Below are 16,730 nucleotides of genomic sequence, written 5' to 3' on the forward strand. Positions count from 1 at the left end.
TTACTGAACTTATCAGCGCTATTTGATGTTGGTCAATGCATGATGTTTGGCGTAGACGCAATCTCTTCTCAATTATTTTGAGGAGAGATTGCGATGAAGCTCACAGCTGTATTGTGGATTATTATTGGATCAATGTTAGCGGGTATCGCCGTTATCGGCGTGCTCGTTGCGCCAAGCTTGCCAATGTCAGACGGAATAGCGATTTCGGTCGCCGGGATAGCGGGCTATCTCGTTGCCATCCCAGCTGCGTTTTTTGTCGCCAAGAAGCTGGCGATTTAGTTTTTTACGACTAATTCGCTGTGCAGTTATAATCCGGCCCATTGCCGCCACGCATAACCAATTGCTGGTTTGAAATGGACGCACTAATGTTGCCCCAAATATCTTGGGTTCGACCGGAGACTTTTGCGCGATGGACTGCATAGCGACCATCTATAATGGCGAAGCCATGATTTGGCGCGACCACAACTTGAACCTGTCTGCCGCCGCATTGGTAGCTTTTGGCAAACGCATCTGGGTCCGCCCGGTTCATATTCTGCTTGATTAAGAACTCCACATTTTTACGCGGCGACACAAAGGCCGTCACACAGCCACCATTTCGGCGACGAATTTCCCATGCTTGGCCCTGCGGCGCATCAACGGACAGCTTTGCGCCGGACGGGATGTCTCGCACGCGAATACGTTGACCATTTGGCGCGATCTGAAATAAATCGACGGCGCTGGCACTCTGATTGATAAAAGCAGAATTTACATTTCCGCCGCCTAATGCACTTGGCAAATTGATGTCCGAACAGATCATACTTGGATTATCGCGATATTGTTGTAACGCCCGTTTTGCAGCTGAGTTCGAGCTTTCAATTTCGATTTGTACGGCACCGTCGGTACGATCCGAAATCCCATTGAAAATATCAATGATTGAATTGAGCACCTCATCTTCCCGAGTTGGCTGATCGGGTGTTAGCGGCTGCTGAGGTTCAGGCTCGGGAATATATTGACGACAGGCGGCGACAAATTGGCGAACTGGTTTTGAACTTCCCTTAAGCGAGTATGTCGCCATCCGACGTCCATCCATGGCGATATGTACAATATTGCCCGCAGCAAGGCTGCCCCATAACGAATCATTCATGTCCATTCTGGCAATTGGCACACTGCCCCAATCAATGTTGCTGACATTGCGCGTTCGCGCTGTCAGCTTGTCTTGATTGCCCACCGTGTCCCAGAACAATTCTACATTCGTGCGCTCAGCAAGGTCTGTTGGCGCGGAAGCAAACATGACCTCCGCAAAGCCTTGGCCCTCTTCGCACCGGGCATCCAAACCAATGCGATCTGTGCCCAAATCACCAAACACCAAACGATGTCCACCGTTGGACTGTTGCGTCTTGGTCCATTTTAGGCTGGCATCTCCAGTGACGTCACCACTAACAGATGGGCCATAAAATTGCTGATTGCAGGCACGTACAAAATCGCGTACCGGCGCTGCACTTCCTTTAAGTGAAATACGCAACCGATGTCCGTCATCCGCGATCAAAGTATACGCACTACCGGCAATCAGCCCGTTCCAAAGCCCATTTTTGGTGGAAAGGGTAAATGAAGGTCCGCTCAAATTATTGCCAACTGGCGAACGGCCAATGCGTACGCTGCGCGTATCTTTGAAGCGACCAGCCCAGCTTTGCAGGCTGAAACGACTACCCAGACCAGCCGAGGCTGGAAAGCCTGTAATGTATGCGGTTGCACTGCGCGAGCCGGGTTCACACACTGCAACAAACCCTTTTCGGCCATTGTGTGAGAATTGCTCGACGACCGCCAAATCATTGGCGTCTTTTGGCGCGATAAAGCGCCACGCAAATGAGGCGGACATATTTGTATCTGTTTCGTATTGTGGCGTCGGGGTCAGTGTGACGTCAAAATTTTCCGCACAGATATCCATGGTGCCAGCAGCCTTCGCGCCCGAAGCAAAGTCAACTTCCAGTTTGGCGTCACACTTAAAGCTATCCGCGCCAGCGGCCAGCCGCGTGCGCACGCCATTGGTAATCCAACGCAAAATTGGAACCTTGCGCCCATCCACACGCACCAGCGAAATGCGGTCATCTTTAGTGGTCGAGCGAATGGTCAAAACTTCGAAATATTCACGTTCCGGTTCTAGGTCGAGCACAACTTCATTATTGTTGGCACAAAGATCAACTTGGCTTTTATAGCGATCTCCGTTCGACAAAAGCGCTTCCAATTCCGTGCTGCATTTATACCCTGATGGGCCGCGGCGCAGGGTGAATTCAACCCGGTTCGAATCAATGAACGCGGTAAAGCTTTGCGGCTTGCCGTCAAGGGACAGCGAGAAGATCCGCACCTCAGCGTCAGACGGCACAATTGAGATTTGCTTTTTGGATGTGCCCGTTCCGTCATCGGCAAAGTTTATATTGATCTGCCAAACTTCTTCGCACAGATCATATTTCTTGCGCAAAAACCGGCCATTCTGCGCGATAACCGAAAGCGCATATTTGCACCGAAAATCATTTACGTCCGCGCGAAGTTCGATGAAGGAATATCCGGCCTGGCTTGAAATGATTTTTGCGCGTTGCCCGTCAACAAATACCGACTGCAATTCGATATTCTCCGGCGCCGTTTTGATGGTCAGCACCCGAGTTGAGATTTGTGCAAATGCACTCGAAAGACCACCGACTAAAATGAAGCAGGCGATCAATAGTCTATGAATAACGGGCATGGCGCGACGCATTGTGAATTCCCTCAACTGATCAGCGCCCCCCGCGCTAAAATCAATTATACTCAATCCCGCCAATATGTCTAAATTGTGAGCGCACCCCATCATCCCACCAAGCAGGAACCAAAGATTGGCCGCGTTTTTTGTCGACTCTTATAAAATCCCGGGTAAGTTCAACCCCTTCTCTTGGGCGCAATCCAGGGCGATGTCGTAGCCCGCATCCGCATGGCGCATGACGCCAGTTGCGGGGTCGTTCCATAAAACCCGCTTCAGACGCTTGGATGCTTCGGGGGTGCCATCGGCAACAATCACCACTCCAGAATGCTGGGAAAAGCCCATGCCAACACCACCACCATGGTGGAGCGAAACCCAAGTTGCACCAGATGCTGTGTTCAGCAACGCATTGAGCAATGGCCAATCTGACACCGCGTCGGACCCATCCTTCATGCTTTCAGTTTCTCTATTTGGGGAAGCGACGGAGCCGCTATCCAAATGGTCGCGTCCAATAACAACCGGCGCATCCAATTCCCCATTGGCGACCATTTCATTAAACGCCATCCCAAGCCTATGTCTGTCGCCCAACCCGACCCAGCAAATACGCGCGGGGAGGCCTTGGAATTCGATCCGCTCGCGAGCCATATCAAGCCAATTGTGCAAGTGCTTATTGTCCGGCAGTAGCTCTTTGACTTTTTGATCCGTCTTGTAAATATCTTCAGGATTCCCCGACAAAGCGGCCCAACGGAACGGCCCAATACCCTGACAGAAAAGCGGTCGAATATAGGCAGGCACGAAGCCGGGAAAATCAAACGCGTTTTCAAGCCCCTCATCTTTTGCCACTTGGCGGATATTGTTGCCATAATCAACCGTCGGGATGCCTTGTGCGTGGAAGTCCAACATAGCTTGCACTTGCACCCGCATAGAGGCGCGGGCTGCTTTTTCAACGGCTTTGGGATCGCTTTCGCGCTTGTCGCGCCACTCAGCCATGCTCCAGCCGATGGGCAAATAGCCGTTGGTGGGATCGTGAGCTGAAGTTTGGTCTGTTACGATATCGGGCCGCACCCCGCGTTTGACCAATTCAGGGAAGATATCTGCTGCATTGCCCAACAAGCCCACCGACTTGGCTTCGCCGGCATTTGTCCAGCACTCGATCATTTCCAGCGCTTCATCTAAACTGTCGGTTTTCTCGTCGATATAGCGTGTGCGCAATCTGAAATCGATCGAATCTGGATTACACTCAACCGCCAAGCAAGACGCACCGGCCATTACCGCAGCAAGCGGCTGCGCGCCGCCCATGCCGCCAAGCCCACCTGTCAAAATCCATTTGCCCTTTAAGCTGCCGCCATAATGTTGACGACCGGCTTCGGCAAAAGTTTCATAAGTGCCCTGCACGATACCTTGGGACCCAATATAGATCCATGATCCCGCGGTCATTTGGCCGTACATGGCCAATCCCTTTTTGTCCAATTCGTTGAAATGGTCCCAATTGGCCCAATGGGGCACGAGATTTGAATTGGCGATCAAAACCCGGGGCGCTTCAGAATGGGTTTTAAACACGCCAGCCGGCTTGCCGGATTGCACAAGCAATGTCTCATCGGTCTTCAGCGTTTTAAGCGTATCAACGATTTTATCAAAATCTGCCCAGGTCCGCGCCGCGCGGCCTATGCCACCATAGACCACAAGTTCGTGCGGGTTTTCCGCAACATCGGGGTCTAGATTGTTCATCAACATGCGCATGGGTGCTTCGGTTGTCCAATCGCCACATATCAGATCTTGACCGATGGGTGAGCGCACGGTGCGTGCATTTTTTCTTGGGTTATCAGTCATTATTTTCTCCCTTTTGGGGTGCGCCGTTTTGTTTGGAACTTTCCAGCGCTAAATTTTCCATCATTTCCAAAAGCAACTTGAGTGTGGGGCGTAATTTTTCAGCCTTTGGCTCATCATAATTCCAGGGCGCATGTTCGTTGGTGAGATAGGCGCTCTGCGCCGTTTCCATTTGAAATGCATGCACACCATTTTCCGGATCGCCATAATGGCGGGTCGTCCAACCGCCTTTAAATCGCCCATTAACAACGGTGCTATAGCCAGAATTGGCGCAAATCTTTTTTGCCTCAATTTGAAGCAAGCTTGAACACGTTTTGCCGCTATTGGTGCCCAAATTCAGGTCGGGCAAAATGTCTGAAAACAGAAATGGCAATTCAGAGCGAATAGAATGGCAATCATAAAGCACAACGTTGAAATGAACGGCCTTTAACCGCTCAATTTGCTCCTGGAGTGCGTGATGGTAAGGCGCATGAAACGCAGCCCGCCGCGCTTGGATTTCTTCATCCGAAGGCTCATGAGGGCCAAGATATATTTTTTGGCCCTCAAAATCCTGAGTTGGGCAAAGCGTTGTTGTATTTTGCCCAGGATAAAGGGACACGCCACTTGGGTCGCGATTTGCGTCAATCACGTAACGCGAGAATGTCGCGCGAACGACGGTCACATTGGGCAACAGCCCGTCATAAAGCCGATCGATATGCCAATCTGTATCTGCAAGGCGCTGGCCACGCTTGTTCAATTTGGACATAATGGCTTCGGGTACAAATGTTCCGGTGTGCGGCATGCCCAATATGATTGGGCCGTCGCCCATTTTGACCTCGACCGGGTGCATCAGCGGGTTAGCTCCAATGGTTGCCGTGCGGTAGCCAACAAATCATCACTCAACACATATTGACCCGCTGCCACCAATTCAGGGGACATATATCGGTCCTCTTCAAGCGGAGGGATCGAGTTACGTAATTGAGCGATCAACTGCTCCAATTTGGGTGATGTTTTAAGCGGTCCACGCAATTCCACGCCTTGCACCGCGCTGAGCAATTCAATGCCCAGAATGTGCGACAGGTTGGTGTTCATTTCCAGCAAACGCCGCGCTGCATGGCAGGCCATCGAGACATGATCTTCTTGGTTGGCGCTTGTCGGTGTTGAATCAACTGAACAAGGCGAAGCCTTTTGCTTATTCTCTGACATCAATGCGGCTGAGGTCACTTCTGCGATCATGAACCCAGAGTTCAGGCCCGGATTGGGGGTCAAAAATGCCGGCAAACCAAAGGACAATGCTGGGTCAACCAGCAGCGAAATACGTCGCTGGGCAATCGCGCCGATTTCGGCAATGCCCAGTGCGATTTGGTCCGCTGCAAAGGCTACTGGTTCGGCGTGGAAGTTGCCGCCCGAGATAATGTTATCCTCGTCAATCACCAGTGGATTATCGGTTACTGCATTGGCCTCAATGTGAAGGGTCGTGGCGACTTGGCGCAATAGATCAAGGCATGCCCCCATCACTTGGGGTTGGCACCGCAGGCAATAGGGATCCTGCACCCGCTCATCATCTTCGCGATGGCTTTCGCGAATTTGCGAACCGTCCAACAATTCGCGCAATGTTTGTGCCGCGTCGATCTGGCCTTGATGGCCACGCAGCGTTTGAATTTCTTCGCGAAATGGTGCGTAAGATCCCATCGCGGCATCGGTTGATAGCGCGCCGGTCACCAGTGCGGTTTTGGCCAACCGCCAAGTGTCAAACAAAGCCGCTAAAGCCAATGCCGTTGAGGTTTGCGTGCCATTGATCAGCGCCAAACCTTCTTTAGGGCCGAGAACGATCGGGGTTAGACCGGCCGCTTCAAGCGCTTTTCGTCCGGGCATACGCTCGCCCTGATAAAAGGCCTCGCCTTCACCAATCATCACCGCGGCCAAATGCGCCAATGGTGCTAAATCACCCGAAGCGCCTACTGAGCCCTGACCCGGGATCACTGGCGTGACGTTTTTGGCCAGCATTAATTGGATGAGATCAACCGTTTCCCATTTTGTGCCTGATGCGCCGCGTCCAAGAGACAATAATTTCAGCGACATCATCAACCGTACGATATTTTGCGCCAAAGGTTCGCCAACGCCTGATGCGTGGGACAGGATCAGATTCTTTTGTAGCTGTTCGGTATCTTCAACCGCGATGCGGGTTTTCGCCAATTTGCCAAAGCCTGTATTAACCCCATAAACCGCTGCATTGCCTTGCGATGCCTTAAGGATAATTTCAGCCGCCCGCTCAATCGGTGCGCGGGCATCATCTGACAGTTTTACCGCGACGCCATCGCGATAGATCTGTTCAAGCTGGCTGAGGCTGGCAGCGCCCGGGGTTAAAACCAACACTATATTTGTCCTCCAAAGACGGATTTTTTCAACGAATTAAACCCAATGCGATAGGCCAACTCTGATGGATGTTTCACATCCCATATGGCCAAGTCGGCCCGTTTTCCCACCTCTATTGAGCCGATGGAACTTTCTAGACCAAGTGCTTTGGCCGCGTTTAATGTGACACCGAACAAAGCCTCTTCCGGTGTCATACGAAACAGGGTTGAAGCCATATTCATGGTTAGCAACAGTGATGTAAGCGGCGACGAACCCGGATTGGCGTCAGTAGCAATGGCGATGGGTACATTGTGTACCCGCAAATGTTCAAGCGGCGGCACTTGAGTTTCACGCAGCGTATAAAACGCTCCGGGCAAGATCACCGCAGCGGTGCCAGCTTCTGCCATGGCCTTAACGCCCGCCTCATCAAGATGTTCCAGATGATCGGCTGATAAAGCATTGTAGGAAGCCGCGAGGGCTGCGCCCCCGAGATTGCTAAGCTGTTCGGCGTGAAGTTTTACGGGAATGCCGAGCTCTGTTGCTTTGTCAAAAACCACGCGCATCTGATCGGGCGAAAAGGCGATGCCTTCGCAAAAACCATCAACGGCGTCCACAAGACCTTCGCTGGCCAATGTGGGCAACATCACCTTGGTGACGTGGTCGATATAGGCATCACTGTCGCCGTCAAATTCGGGCGGCGTCGCATGGGCACCCAAAAAGGTGGTTTTGATGTTGATTGAGCGCAACGTTGAGAGGCGGCGCGCCGCCAACAACATGTTGCGTTCAGCGCTTAGGTCAAGACCGTAGCCGGACTTAATCTCAATCGTGGTGACGCCTTCTGCGATCAAGGCATCAAGTCTTGGCAATGCGCTTTGCACCAATTCATCCACGCTGGCGGCGCGGGTTGCATTGACGGTTGAAAGAATGCCGCCGCCGGCACGGGCAACCTCTTCGTAGCTTGCGCCTTCAAGCCGCATTTCAAATTCGTTTGCGCGGTTGCCACCAAAAACCAAATGAGTGTGGCAATCAATTAGGCCCGGCGTGACCAGCGCGCCCTCAAGATTAATCTGCTCGAGGGTCGAATATTGCTGAGGTAATCCAGCACTTTGCCCAATCCAAGTGATCGCCTCACCCGAGACGACAATTGCGCCCGTTGCGATCAATCCACCATAACGCCCAGCACCGCGCACCATCGGCGCAATTTGAGCATTATTCAGGACGTAGTTTTGCGTGGCTTGCGAACTCATGGCTTGAATTTCTGACGATTTTGAACAAAGCAAAGCTTGTCTGTTCTATTAATATGTATATGCTTATTCATATTATGTACATGCATATTAAATTGGTCAAGTGGGATAAATGCAGCAAATATTTGTGAATTCGGCGCTCCTCGCCGACGGTTGGGCAAATGATGTCCTTATCAAAATTGAAGATGGGAAAATCACCGAGATCGAGCCGGGTGCTGCCCCCGCCAAAGATGCCATAAATCTAGGTGACCAAATATTGCTACCCGCATTAGCCAATGTGCATAGCCATTCATTTCAACGGGCCATGGCTGGCCTATCGGAGAGGCGCGGCGCGTCAACCGACAGTTTTTGGACATGGCGCGATGTGATGTACCGTTTCTTAGATAAATTGAGTGTCGATGATATCCACGCCATCGCGGCATTCACCTTCATGGAAATGGCAGAAGCCGGCTTCGCCTCGGTAGGGGAATTTCACTATGTGCATCACCAAAAGGGCGGCACGCCATATGACAACCCAGCCGAAACCAGCGTGCAGATCATTGAAGCGGCAAAACAGATTGGCTTGGGGCTTACCCATCTGCCCGTTCTTTATTGTTTTGGCGGGGTGAATGAGGAGCCGCTGAAAGGCGGGCAATTGCGGTTCGGTAGTAATTTTGACCTATTCACGCAAATTGTCGACGGGTCAAACAAGGCACTTGGCGATGCACCAGCTGACTATTCACTCGGTGTTGCGCCGCACTCCTTAAGGGCCGTGAACCCAGACTTATTGTCTCAAGTTTCAAAGCTATTGCCTGACAGACCGCTCCACATGCATATATCCGAGCAGAAAATAGAGGTGGCCGAGGTTGAGGCAAAGTTTGGCGCCCGACCAATTGAATGGCTGCTCAATAATATGCCGGTGAATGAGCGGTGGTGCCTAATCCACTGCACCCATATGACACCAAGCGAAACCGTTGGGTTGGCCAGATCCGGAGCAGTTGCAGGCCTTTGCCCAATCACTGAAGCCAATTTGGGTGACGGGATCTTTGACGGCACTCGATTTGTCGAAAATGGCGGTTCTTTCGGTATTGGTTCAGACAGTGACTTGCGTATCTCCCTGACGGAGGAGTTGCGCACGCTTGAGCATTCCCAGCGCTACGCGACGAACCAACGCACCGTTTTGGCCAACCCACATGGCTCCAACAGTCAATTTTTATTGCAGCATGCTGCTGCAGGTGGCGCGCAAGCCCTAGGTCGCCAAAGCGGCGAAATCGCGATTGGTCAGTGGGCAGATATGATGAGCATTGAACCAGACGCGTTTTTAGCGGACGGGCTGGAGCAAAGCATAGCGCTTGATTATTGGATGTTTGCTGGCCGACAGGATCGTGTAACCAACCTATGGTCAGCGGGACGTCATATTGTTAGTAATGGCGAACATAAAAATCGCGCTCAGGTTGAATATCAATTCAAAACTGTTGTGCGCAAATTGCGAGCACTCCTTTAAAATGACGTCGAGCCCGGAACCCGCATATCTCAAAATTAAAAATGAGCTGATTGGGCGCATTCGAAATGGAGAGTTGCGCCCAGGCGACAAGATCGAACATGAAGAGATCATCGCCCGGCGTCATAATTGTGCCCGCGCCACGGCCCATCGTGCAATAAGAGAACTTGCCGAAGAGGGATTTGTGTTGCGCAAACGCCGGGCAGGAACAAGGGTCGCCTCGGCGGGCACCCGCGCCACCAAAGTCACCATTCCGCTTGTGCGCCAAGAAGTTGAGGCACGGGGAAAGCGTTATCATTTCTCTATGTTGGAACATCAAGAACGAACGCCAACGGGGATTGCCGCTGCGGCGTTAGGCCTAAAACCGGGCGTTAAGGCCTTATATTTGCGGTCTGTACATTTTGCCAATGATCAACCGTTCCAACTTGAAGAGCGCTGGATCAATTTAGCGCTTGCCCCAGATGCATCAAAAATGACATTCGACGCGCTTAACCCAAACGAATGGTTGGTTGAAAACCTGCCCTATTCCGAAGCCGCACATTTCTTTTCTGCTGAAAACGCAACTGCTGATCAAGCCGCCATATTAGGCCTACGCGAAAACGATGCGATATTTGTTATCGAACGGCGGACCCATCTTGAAGGCCAAACAATCACATATGCACGCCTATTGCACCCTGGTGCCAACTACCGAATGACCGCAGAAAATTTCAGTTTCTCGACAAAAAATTAATGGTTAGCCATTACATTTATTAATATTATTTCAATTATTGGTTAATCAACGGATTTGATTGATCGGCAACAACATTGCCCAGCGAGCACATAATTGTCCTTTAATTCTGCTACAAATATGGGAGCCAACCCGAACTCTATCGCATTGATTTGCGATATTGCGACGGATTTGGGCTTCGCTTCTGTGCGACCATTTATCAGCGTAGCAGAGCTGGAAAATGATAAAAATAGCGCTCCGGTTCCGTTCTTTTTGTTCGACTATTCAGGCGATTTTGGCACAACCAAAGATCAAATCAAATCTATTCGCGAAAGCCAAGATCTAAGCATTCGGTTTGCGCCATTAATTTGTTTTGTGGAAACACCATCCGAAGACATTATTCTGGAATGCGTCGATGTGGGTTTCGACGATATTTTGACTTTACCGTGGTCGGCAGCAAAAATTCGAAAGCGGCTGGCCAAACAGATCAATGTCAAACATAACTATTTTGAGACCAACAGCTATTTTGGACCGGACCGGCGCCGCTTCAATAAAGATCACGATCATCGCACACAAAAAGCGCCAAGCCCGGGCTCAGGTTATCGGCGATATGGTTTTGTCCGCAACGATTTCTCAGGCGTGCAAATTGTGAGCGATAGAGTGGTTGGCAAACCGCCAAAGCGGCACGGGGTTTCAGCCATGGCAAGCATCCAACATCGCATGAACATCGGATAGTTTGGATTGGTTGCGCATTTATCCTTACCCCGCGTAAAACAAGTGATTAACCACAAGTCTGCAAACTGGGTTCACACTTAATCCAATTGCGGGCTCAAAAATGTTCAAATTGCCAACATTCAAAATCGCCTACCGGCTGCCATTGGCGCTGACAGGTTCAGCCCTTGCAATTGGCATCGGCCTTGGCGTCGCTAGCTTTATCATCAGCTCCGCCACGGTAGCCGAAATGACCCGTACCAAACTGGAAACAATCGTCGAAAACCGTGAAATCGCACTCGAGAACTATTTTGATGGGGTAAAGTCGGACCTTCTTACAACGGCTCAAAATCCGTTCACCGCTAGTGGCATAAAAACATTTGGGCGCGCTTGGATACGTCTTGAAGACGATCATGAAAAAAAGCTGCGCGACACCTATATATTGAATAATCCGTTCCCATTAGGCGAGCGGCACAAATTGGTGGAGGCAGAAGTTGACTTTTGGTATGATGAAATTCACGCCCAATATCATCCCTACTTCACCGCCCTCATGCAACAAATGGGCTATTACGACATATTTCTGTTCGATACCAAGGGCCAACTTTTATATAGCGTTGCCAAAGAAAGTGATTTCGCTACGAACTTTGCTGAAAATGGCGGTCCGTGGGCAACCAGCGATTTAGGTAAGGCTTTTCAGGTTGCCAATGAATTGCCGCAAGGGGAATTCACCTATCTTGATATTGCTCCTTATTCACCTTCAGACGGCGCACCCGCAAGTTTTATAGCTTCACCCGTTTTTGAGTTTGGAAAACGCATTGGCGTGCTGGCCTATCAGGTTCCCGTCGATCGGTTCACCACCATAATGCATGATAAAACGGGCCTGGGCACCACCGGCGAAACATTCATTGTTGGGGCTGATCATTTGTTCCGCAACGATTCTGAGTTTACGCCGGAAAATGATGTTCTTTCGACGAAATTGGACTATCCCGCGATTGATGCGGCGATAAATGGCGAATATGGCTACACGATTACCGACAATTATCGCGGCGAGCGGCTCAACCTTTTGAGTGTGCCCTTTAAATTTGCCGGCGTGCGCTGGGCCGTTGTGGCGGTCAAAGGTGTTGACGAAAGCAACGCTCCAATTGCCGAATTGCGCAATGCACTGACACTTGTCGCCGTGATCATATTGGCTGTGATTTCAATTTGCGGCTTTGTGTTTGCACGCACGATCACACGGCCCATTGCCAAGCTTTCTGAAACGATGGGCCTGTTGGCAAATGGTGATCTGGACGTAGATATTGTGGGCACCGATGGAAAAGATGAACTTGGCGACATGGCACGGGCGGTCGATGTTTTTAAAGAAAACGCTATCGAGCGCAGACGCTTGGTCAAAGATAGCGAGCAGGAAGCCAATATCCGGGCTCTACGCCAAACAAAAATTGAAGAACTCATTTTCCAGTTTCGCGAATCTGTTGGCGAGGCCTTGAGCACAGTTTCGCAAAATTCCAGCCAAATGACCCAAACGGCAAATGATCTTAACGGCATTGCCACAAATACGTCCGGGCAAGCAAATGAAGTGGCCACTGCTTCTCAAGAAGCGTCAGCGAATGTGAAAGCCGTCGCTGCGGCCGCCGAAGAACTCTCGGCTTCGATTGGTGAAATCTCCCGCCAAGTGAGCAAGACCAGCTCCGTCGTCAACACAGCGTCGCAAACCGCCCAATCAACAAACAACAAGGTATCCCGATTGGCAGATGGGGCGAAACGCATTGGCGATGTTGTGGCGCTAATCCAAGACATTGCGGAGCAAACAAACCTTTTGGCCCTCAACACTTCAATTGAAGCGGCAAGGGCTGGTGAAATGGGCAAAGGGTTCGCAGTGGTCGCCACGGAAGTGAAATCGCTGGCCAACCAAACAGCGGATGCAACAGAGGAAATCGCCAATCAAATTCGTGAAATTCAGGAAAGCACAACCGACGCGGTTGGGGCAATTGAAGAGATCGCACAGACAATGAGCGAAGTGACAAATTACACAACATCAATCGCATCGGCGGTCGAAGAACAAGGCGCCGCGACCGCCGAGATCAGCCAGAGCGTAAGCCAGGCAGCAAATGGGACAGAGCTGGTTGCCAGCTCGATTAATCAGGTGACGTCGTCTGCCGGGGAGACCAATCAAAGCGCGAACCAAGTGCTGGTCGCGTCAAAGGATATGGCCAAGGAGGCTCAAAGCCTGCAGTCCACGGTCGATAAGTTTTTGTCAGAGGTTACTGCGGCCTAACGCCCCCCGTTAGATCGCGGAGACTTGGCCTCCCCGTTTGGGAGGCCATTTTTTATTTGCCAAGGTGCAGTTTCTCGCCTAGCGTCACGAACTTGCACCCCTCCTCTTTTGAGCATTCAGTACATGATTAAAGCACAGCACCGCTTATACGCGATCTTCTTCCTATTTTCCTTTGGACTTGGCAGCATGCTATCGCGGCTCGCTGACATTCAGGAACAGCTCAATATCGCCGAGGGCTTGCTCGGCCTCGCCCTGATGGGCAGCTCATTTGGCATGTTGATCTTCTTAACATTTGGCGCACCGCTCATCGAGCGTATCGGTACCAAGCGCACATTTCTCATCGCAAATCTAGCAATGGCGACCCTTTATGTCGGTGTGGGCGGGCTAACCCATTATGGCTTCATGATACTTGCTATCTTTCTTGCAGGGATGAGCGTTGGCGCTATGGAAATCTCGATCAATGTGGAGGCTGACCGCCTTGAAGCGCATATCGGCCGCCGCATCATGAACCGATGCCATGGATTTTGGAGCTTTGGATTTTTTGCCGCCGCGCTGCTTGGCGGCTTTATGCGACATTTGGATGTCACGCCATTTCAGCACATGATTTTTGCACTTCCAATTGTCGTATTTGGAACGATCTTGGCGGTCTATGGCCAGACAATGGCTCCGTCTAAATCGGACGAAAATAAGGACAAGCAGGGCATTTTCGCGCGCCCCACGCCGTTCATCTTGACGTTGTGCGCCGTCTCGTTTGGCGCGCTGATTGCTGAGGGTGCTGGCATTGACTGGTCGACTATTTACATGCGCGACAGCTTTGAAATTGGCGAGTTTGCAGAAAGCACAAGCCTGATCGCCTTTACCTTTGTGATGGCCATGACCCGCTTTTATGCTGACCCGGTGGTCGAACATTTTGGCACCGTGATCATGGCTAAAATTTCGCTCGGCATCACCATAATTGGCGTTTCTTTGGTTGGTGTTGCACCCACCTTCTGGCTTGCTGTGCTGGGCTTTATGCTGTTGGGCATGGGCTCAAGCATCATCTATCCGCTTGCCGTATCGGCCGCAGCCCGCAGGGGAGACCGCCCGGCTTCAACTAATGTCGCTTCGCTCGCCCAAACCGCCTTTTTAGTGTTCTTTATCGGCCCGGCATGTCTTGGCTTTATCGCAGAGGCCTTTGGTATTCGGATGGCGTTTTTGGCCCCATTGCCGTTGTTGATCTTAGGGTTCATTTTTGCTGGTGCACTGGGTGGGGGCAGCTTTTCAGGCGCAAAGAAATCACCTAAGCTTGATGCATGAGTTCGCATTTAGACAATTTGCCGCCCATTATTGATGGAAGACAGTCCGAAACAGCTTTGCGCGTGCAACGCGGAACCATGCGATTATTGCGCGAGCGTTATGATTTCTGCTGCTTTGCGGAAGTGACATTGGCCAACGGGCGACGGGCAGATTTGCTTGGTGTTGGGCCAAAGGGCGACATTTGGATCATCGAGATCAAATCTAGTTTGCAAGATTATCAGGTGGACAATAAATGGCCTGAATATAGCCAATATTGCGACCGATTTTTCTTTGCCAAACCGCCAGAACTTGATGGAGATATATTCCCAGAAACGGAAGGCTTGATCGTTGCGGACGGGCATGGGGCAGAGATATTGCGCCCAGCCAACGAGGACAAATTGCCTGCAGCGCGACGCAAGGCGATGATGCTCAAGATTGCGCGGATGGGGGCCGACCGGATCCACCAATTAATGGACCCGGGACCAAATTCTATCTAGCTGTTTTCCAACTGCCCATGTAGCTTTTTGATTAAGGCCAAACGCTCTTTATCGTCCATATCGCCTGCCAACATCTGGTTCAACTCAATGGTGAACTGCGCATATTCAGCTGTCCAATCCACACTGAATTGTGCCGGATCGATACGTGGTGCCGTTGTATGGCTAACGCTCTTAATGCCGGAAGCTTGCAGCTCAAATATGTCATCAAGCTGAGGCGCCTGCACTTGATCGCCTTTCAATCCGGTTTTGGCCAATGCATCTTGCATGGCTTTGCGCCCTTCATCTTCACCATGGGTGAGGAAGATCGCGCCATGGGCCGGCAGGCGTTCGCCAATCCAATCCATCAATTCTGTGTGGTCCCCGTGGGCCGAATAATTACCGATCCGGCGAATATCGGCGCGAACTGTATGATTGTTGCCGTGGATACGCACTTCGGATTTACCCGATTGGATCACGTGCCCCAATGTGCCTGGCGCTTGATAGCCAACAAATAAAACCGTCGATTTTGGATCGGAAATATTATTACGCAAATGGTGCTTGATCCGCCCAGCATCGCACATGCCCGATGCGGCCATGATGATCGCGCCGCCATTGATTTTGTTAATGTCCTTTGACTCTTCCACCGATTCAACAATGCGGAAGCGTGGATCGGCAAACAATTCTTCTGCACTGAGTTCCATGTCCTGCAGGGCGGCCGCATGCTCTTTAAATACGGTGGTGACTTTGCGGGCCAATGGCGAATCTAAGAACACAACTTGGGGGTTGATGTCTCCTTTTTTGATCAGCAAGCCAATATCGTGCAACAGCTCTTGGCTGCGTTCCACCGCGAAAGCCGGGATCACCAAATTGCCGCCTTTATCCAAGGCGCGGTTGATCTCGTTTTTGAATGCTTCTCGACGCTGATCAAGCGAATAATCATCACGGTCGCGACCGCCATAAGTGCTCTCGCATAAAATGTAATCGAACCCAGCCGGGGCATCTGGCTCGAGGTAGAATACTTTTTCGTCCGGTCCGATGTCGCCGGAGAACAAGATATGAATAGGTTTTCCATCTTCATCCATCACCTGCACTTCAATGGACGACGAGCCCAAAATATGACCCGCATTCCAGAACCGTGCTTTCACACCGGGGCCAGGTTCAAACCAGCTTTGATAATCATATCCCTTGGCACGATCTAATGCCTCTTGCGCATCATCTCTTGAATAAAGCGGCTCAACCGGTTCTTGCCCTTTGCGGGCCCGGCGGCGATTTTGCCGTTCTGCCTCGAACTCTTGAATGCCTGCACTGTCGGGCAGCAAATAGCCCATCAGACCTGTAGTCGCTTCTGTTGCGTGAATGGGACCTTTAAAACCGTGTTTGACCAATTTCGGGATCAACCCCGCATGGTCAATATGCGCATGGGTGAGCAACATGAAGTCCAAATCAGCTGGGCTAAATGGGAAAGGCTTAAGGTTCAAAGCTCGTACGGTTTTGTTGCCTTGAAACAGGCCACAATCAACAAGGAACTGCCCTTTTGGGTGCGTTACCCGATAGCTTGAACCAGTGACAGTGCCTGCAGCACCATGAAATGAAAGAGTAACAGTCATATTCGCCCTATTATTTGTCGGCCTGAGTGGAATTAGCCCACGCTAACAGGCTGCTGGGTTTTCTCAAACCGTCAGTTGCTCAGCTCAC

General features: G+C 51.1%; 13 protein-coding genes. 7 read left to right on the forward strand and 6 right to left on the reverse strand.

The genetic code is table 11. The annotated features are described in order from the left end of the window. Positions 1-93: 93 nt before the first annotated feature. Positions 94-279, forward strand: coding sequence for a hypothetical protein (locus AC2D8L_RS11155; protein WP_484685558.1), 186 nt, complete (start codon positions 94-96; stop codon positions 277-279). A gap of 10 nt (positions 280-289) precedes the next feature. Here the strand turns inward: AC2D8L_RS11155 and AC2D8L_RS11160 are convergent, their stop codons facing one another. The 5 genes from AC2D8L_RS11160 to hutI form a co-directional block, all read right to left on the reverse strand. Next, positions 290-2,728 carry a hypothetical protein gene (locus AC2D8L_RS11160; protein ID WP_484685559.1) on the reverse strand — a complete coding sequence of 813 codons (2,439 nt, stop codon included), beginning with the start codon at positions 2,726-2,728 and terminating at the stop codon, positions 290-292. Between the two features lie 138 nt (positions 2,729-2,866). Next, positions 2,867-4,537 carry a urocanate hydratase gene (hutU, locus tag AC2D8L_RS11165; RefSeq protein WP_484685560.1) on the reverse strand — a complete coding sequence of 557 codons (1,671 nt, stop codon included), beginning with the start codon at positions 4,535-4,537 and terminating at the stop codon, positions 2,867-2,869. Further along, positions 4,530-5,363, reverse strand: a complete 834-nt coding sequence (hutG, locus tag AC2D8L_RS11170) for an N-formylglutamate deformylase (protein WP_484685561.1) — start codon at positions 5,361-5,363, stop codon at positions 4,530-4,532. Before hutG ends, hutU begins: the two co-directional genes overlap by 8 nt. Beyond that, positions 5,363-6,892, reverse strand: a complete 1,530-nt coding sequence (gene hutH / locus AC2D8L_RS11175) for a histidine ammonia-lyase (RefSeq protein ID WP_484686394.1) — start codon at positions 6,890-6,892, stop codon at positions 5,363-5,365. The genes hutG and hutH overlap by 1 nt, the downstream gene beginning before the upstream one ends. Then, on the reverse strand, positions 6,889-8,115 hold the full coding sequence (gene hutI, locus AC2D8L_RS11180; protein WP_484685562.1) for an imidazolonepropionase: 1,227 nt from the start codon (positions 8,113-8,115) through the stop codon (positions 6,889-6,891). The genes hutH and hutI overlap by 4 nt, the downstream gene beginning before the upstream one ends. 109 nt (positions 8,116-8,224) lie before the next feature. Between hutI and AC2D8L_RS11185 the strand changes: the two genes are divergently transcribed. From AC2D8L_RS11185 to AC2D8L_RS11210, 6 genes are all read left to right on the forward strand, one after another. Next, on the forward strand, positions 8,225-9,595 hold the full coding sequence (locus AC2D8L_RS11185; RefSeq protein WP_484685563.1) for a formimidoylglutamate deiminase: 1,371 nt from the start codon (positions 8,225-8,227) through the stop codon (positions 9,593-9,595). Position 9,596: 1 nt separating this feature from the next. Next, positions 9,597-10,322 (forward strand): UTRA domain-containing protein, encoded by a 726-nt coding sequence (locus tag AC2D8L_RS11190; RefSeq protein WP_484685564.1) that lies wholly within the window; start codon positions 9,597-9,599, stop codon positions 10,320-10,322. A 93-nt stretch (positions 10,323-10,415) separates the two neighbouring features. Then, entirely contained in the window at positions 10,416-11,033 is a 618-nt protein-coding gene (locus tag AC2D8L_RS11195; protein WP_484685565.1) for a hypothetical protein, read from the forward strand. 100 nt (positions 11,034-11,133) lie between these two features. Then, positions 11,134-13,284, forward strand: a complete 2,151-nt coding sequence (locus AC2D8L_RS11200) for a methyl-accepting chemotaxis protein (protein WP_484685566.1) — start codon at positions 11,134-11,136, stop codon at positions 13,282-13,284. A 123-nt stretch (positions 13,285-13,407) separates the two neighbouring features. Next, positions 13,408-14,580 carry an MFS transporter gene (locus AC2D8L_RS11205; protein ID WP_484685567.1) on the forward strand — a complete coding sequence of 391 codons (1,173 nt, stop codon included), beginning with the start codon at positions 13,408-13,410 and terminating at the stop codon, positions 14,578-14,580. Next, positions 14,577-15,056, forward strand: a complete 480-nt coding sequence (locus AC2D8L_RS11210; protein WP_484685568.1) for an MmcB family DNA repair protein — start codon at positions 14,577-14,579, stop codon at positions 15,054-15,056. Before AC2D8L_RS11205 ends, AC2D8L_RS11210 begins: the two co-directional genes overlap by 4 nt. Here AC2D8L_RS11210 and AC2D8L_RS11215 read toward each other — a convergent pair. Beyond that, positions 15,053-16,642, reverse strand: a complete 1,590-nt coding sequence (locus AC2D8L_RS11215; protein WP_484685569.1) for an MBL fold metallo-hydrolase — start codon at positions 16,640-16,642, stop codon at positions 15,053-15,055. The genes AC2D8L_RS11210 and AC2D8L_RS11215 overlap by 4 nt on opposite strands. Positions 16,643-16,730 lie beyond the last annotated feature (88 nt).

Source organism: Maritalea sp. YIW29 (assembly GCF_057219265.1).

Coding starts and splice junctions, on each gene's coding strand:
- AC2D8L_RS11155 (WP_484685558.1), top strand. CDS start 94: ATGAAGCTCACAGCTGTATTGTGGATTATTATTGGATCAATGTTAGCG.
- hutG (WP_484685561.1), bottom strand. CDS start 5,363: ATGCACCCGGTCGAGGTCAAAATGGGCGACGGCCCAATCATATTGGGC.
- AC2D8L_RS11210 (WP_484685568.1), top strand. CDS start 14,577: ATGAGTTCGCATTTAGACAATTTGCCGCCCATTATTGATGGAAGACAG.
- AC2D8L_RS11200 (WP_484685566.1), top strand. CDS start 11,134: ATGTTCAAATTGCCAACATTCAAAATCGCCTACCGGCTGCCATTGGCG.
- hutU (WP_484685560.1), bottom strand. CDS start 4,537: ATGACTGATAACCCAAGAAAAAATGCACGCACCGTGCGCTCACCCATC.
- AC2D8L_RS11160 (WP_484685559.1), bottom strand. CDS start 2,728: ATGCGTCGCGCCATGCCCGTTATTCATAGACTATTGATCGCCTGCTTC.
- AC2D8L_RS11205 (WP_484685567.1), top strand. CDS start 13,408: ATGATTAAAGCACAGCACCGCTTATACGCGATCTTCTTCCTATTTTCC.
- hutI (WP_484685562.1), bottom strand. CDS start 8,115: ATGAGTTCGCAAGCCACGCAAAACTACGTCCTGAATAATGCTCAAATT.
- AC2D8L_RS11190 (WP_484685564.1), top strand. CDS start 9,597: ATGACGTCGAGCCCGGAACCCGCATATCTCAAAATTAAAAATGAGCTG.
- AC2D8L_RS11215 (WP_484685569.1), bottom strand. CDS start 16,642: ATGACTGTTACTCTTTCATTTCATGGTGCTGCAGGCACTGTCACTGGT.
- AC2D8L_RS11185 (WP_484685563.1), top strand. CDS start 8,225: ATGCAGCAAATATTTGTGAATTCGGCGCTCCTCGCCGACGGTTGGGCA.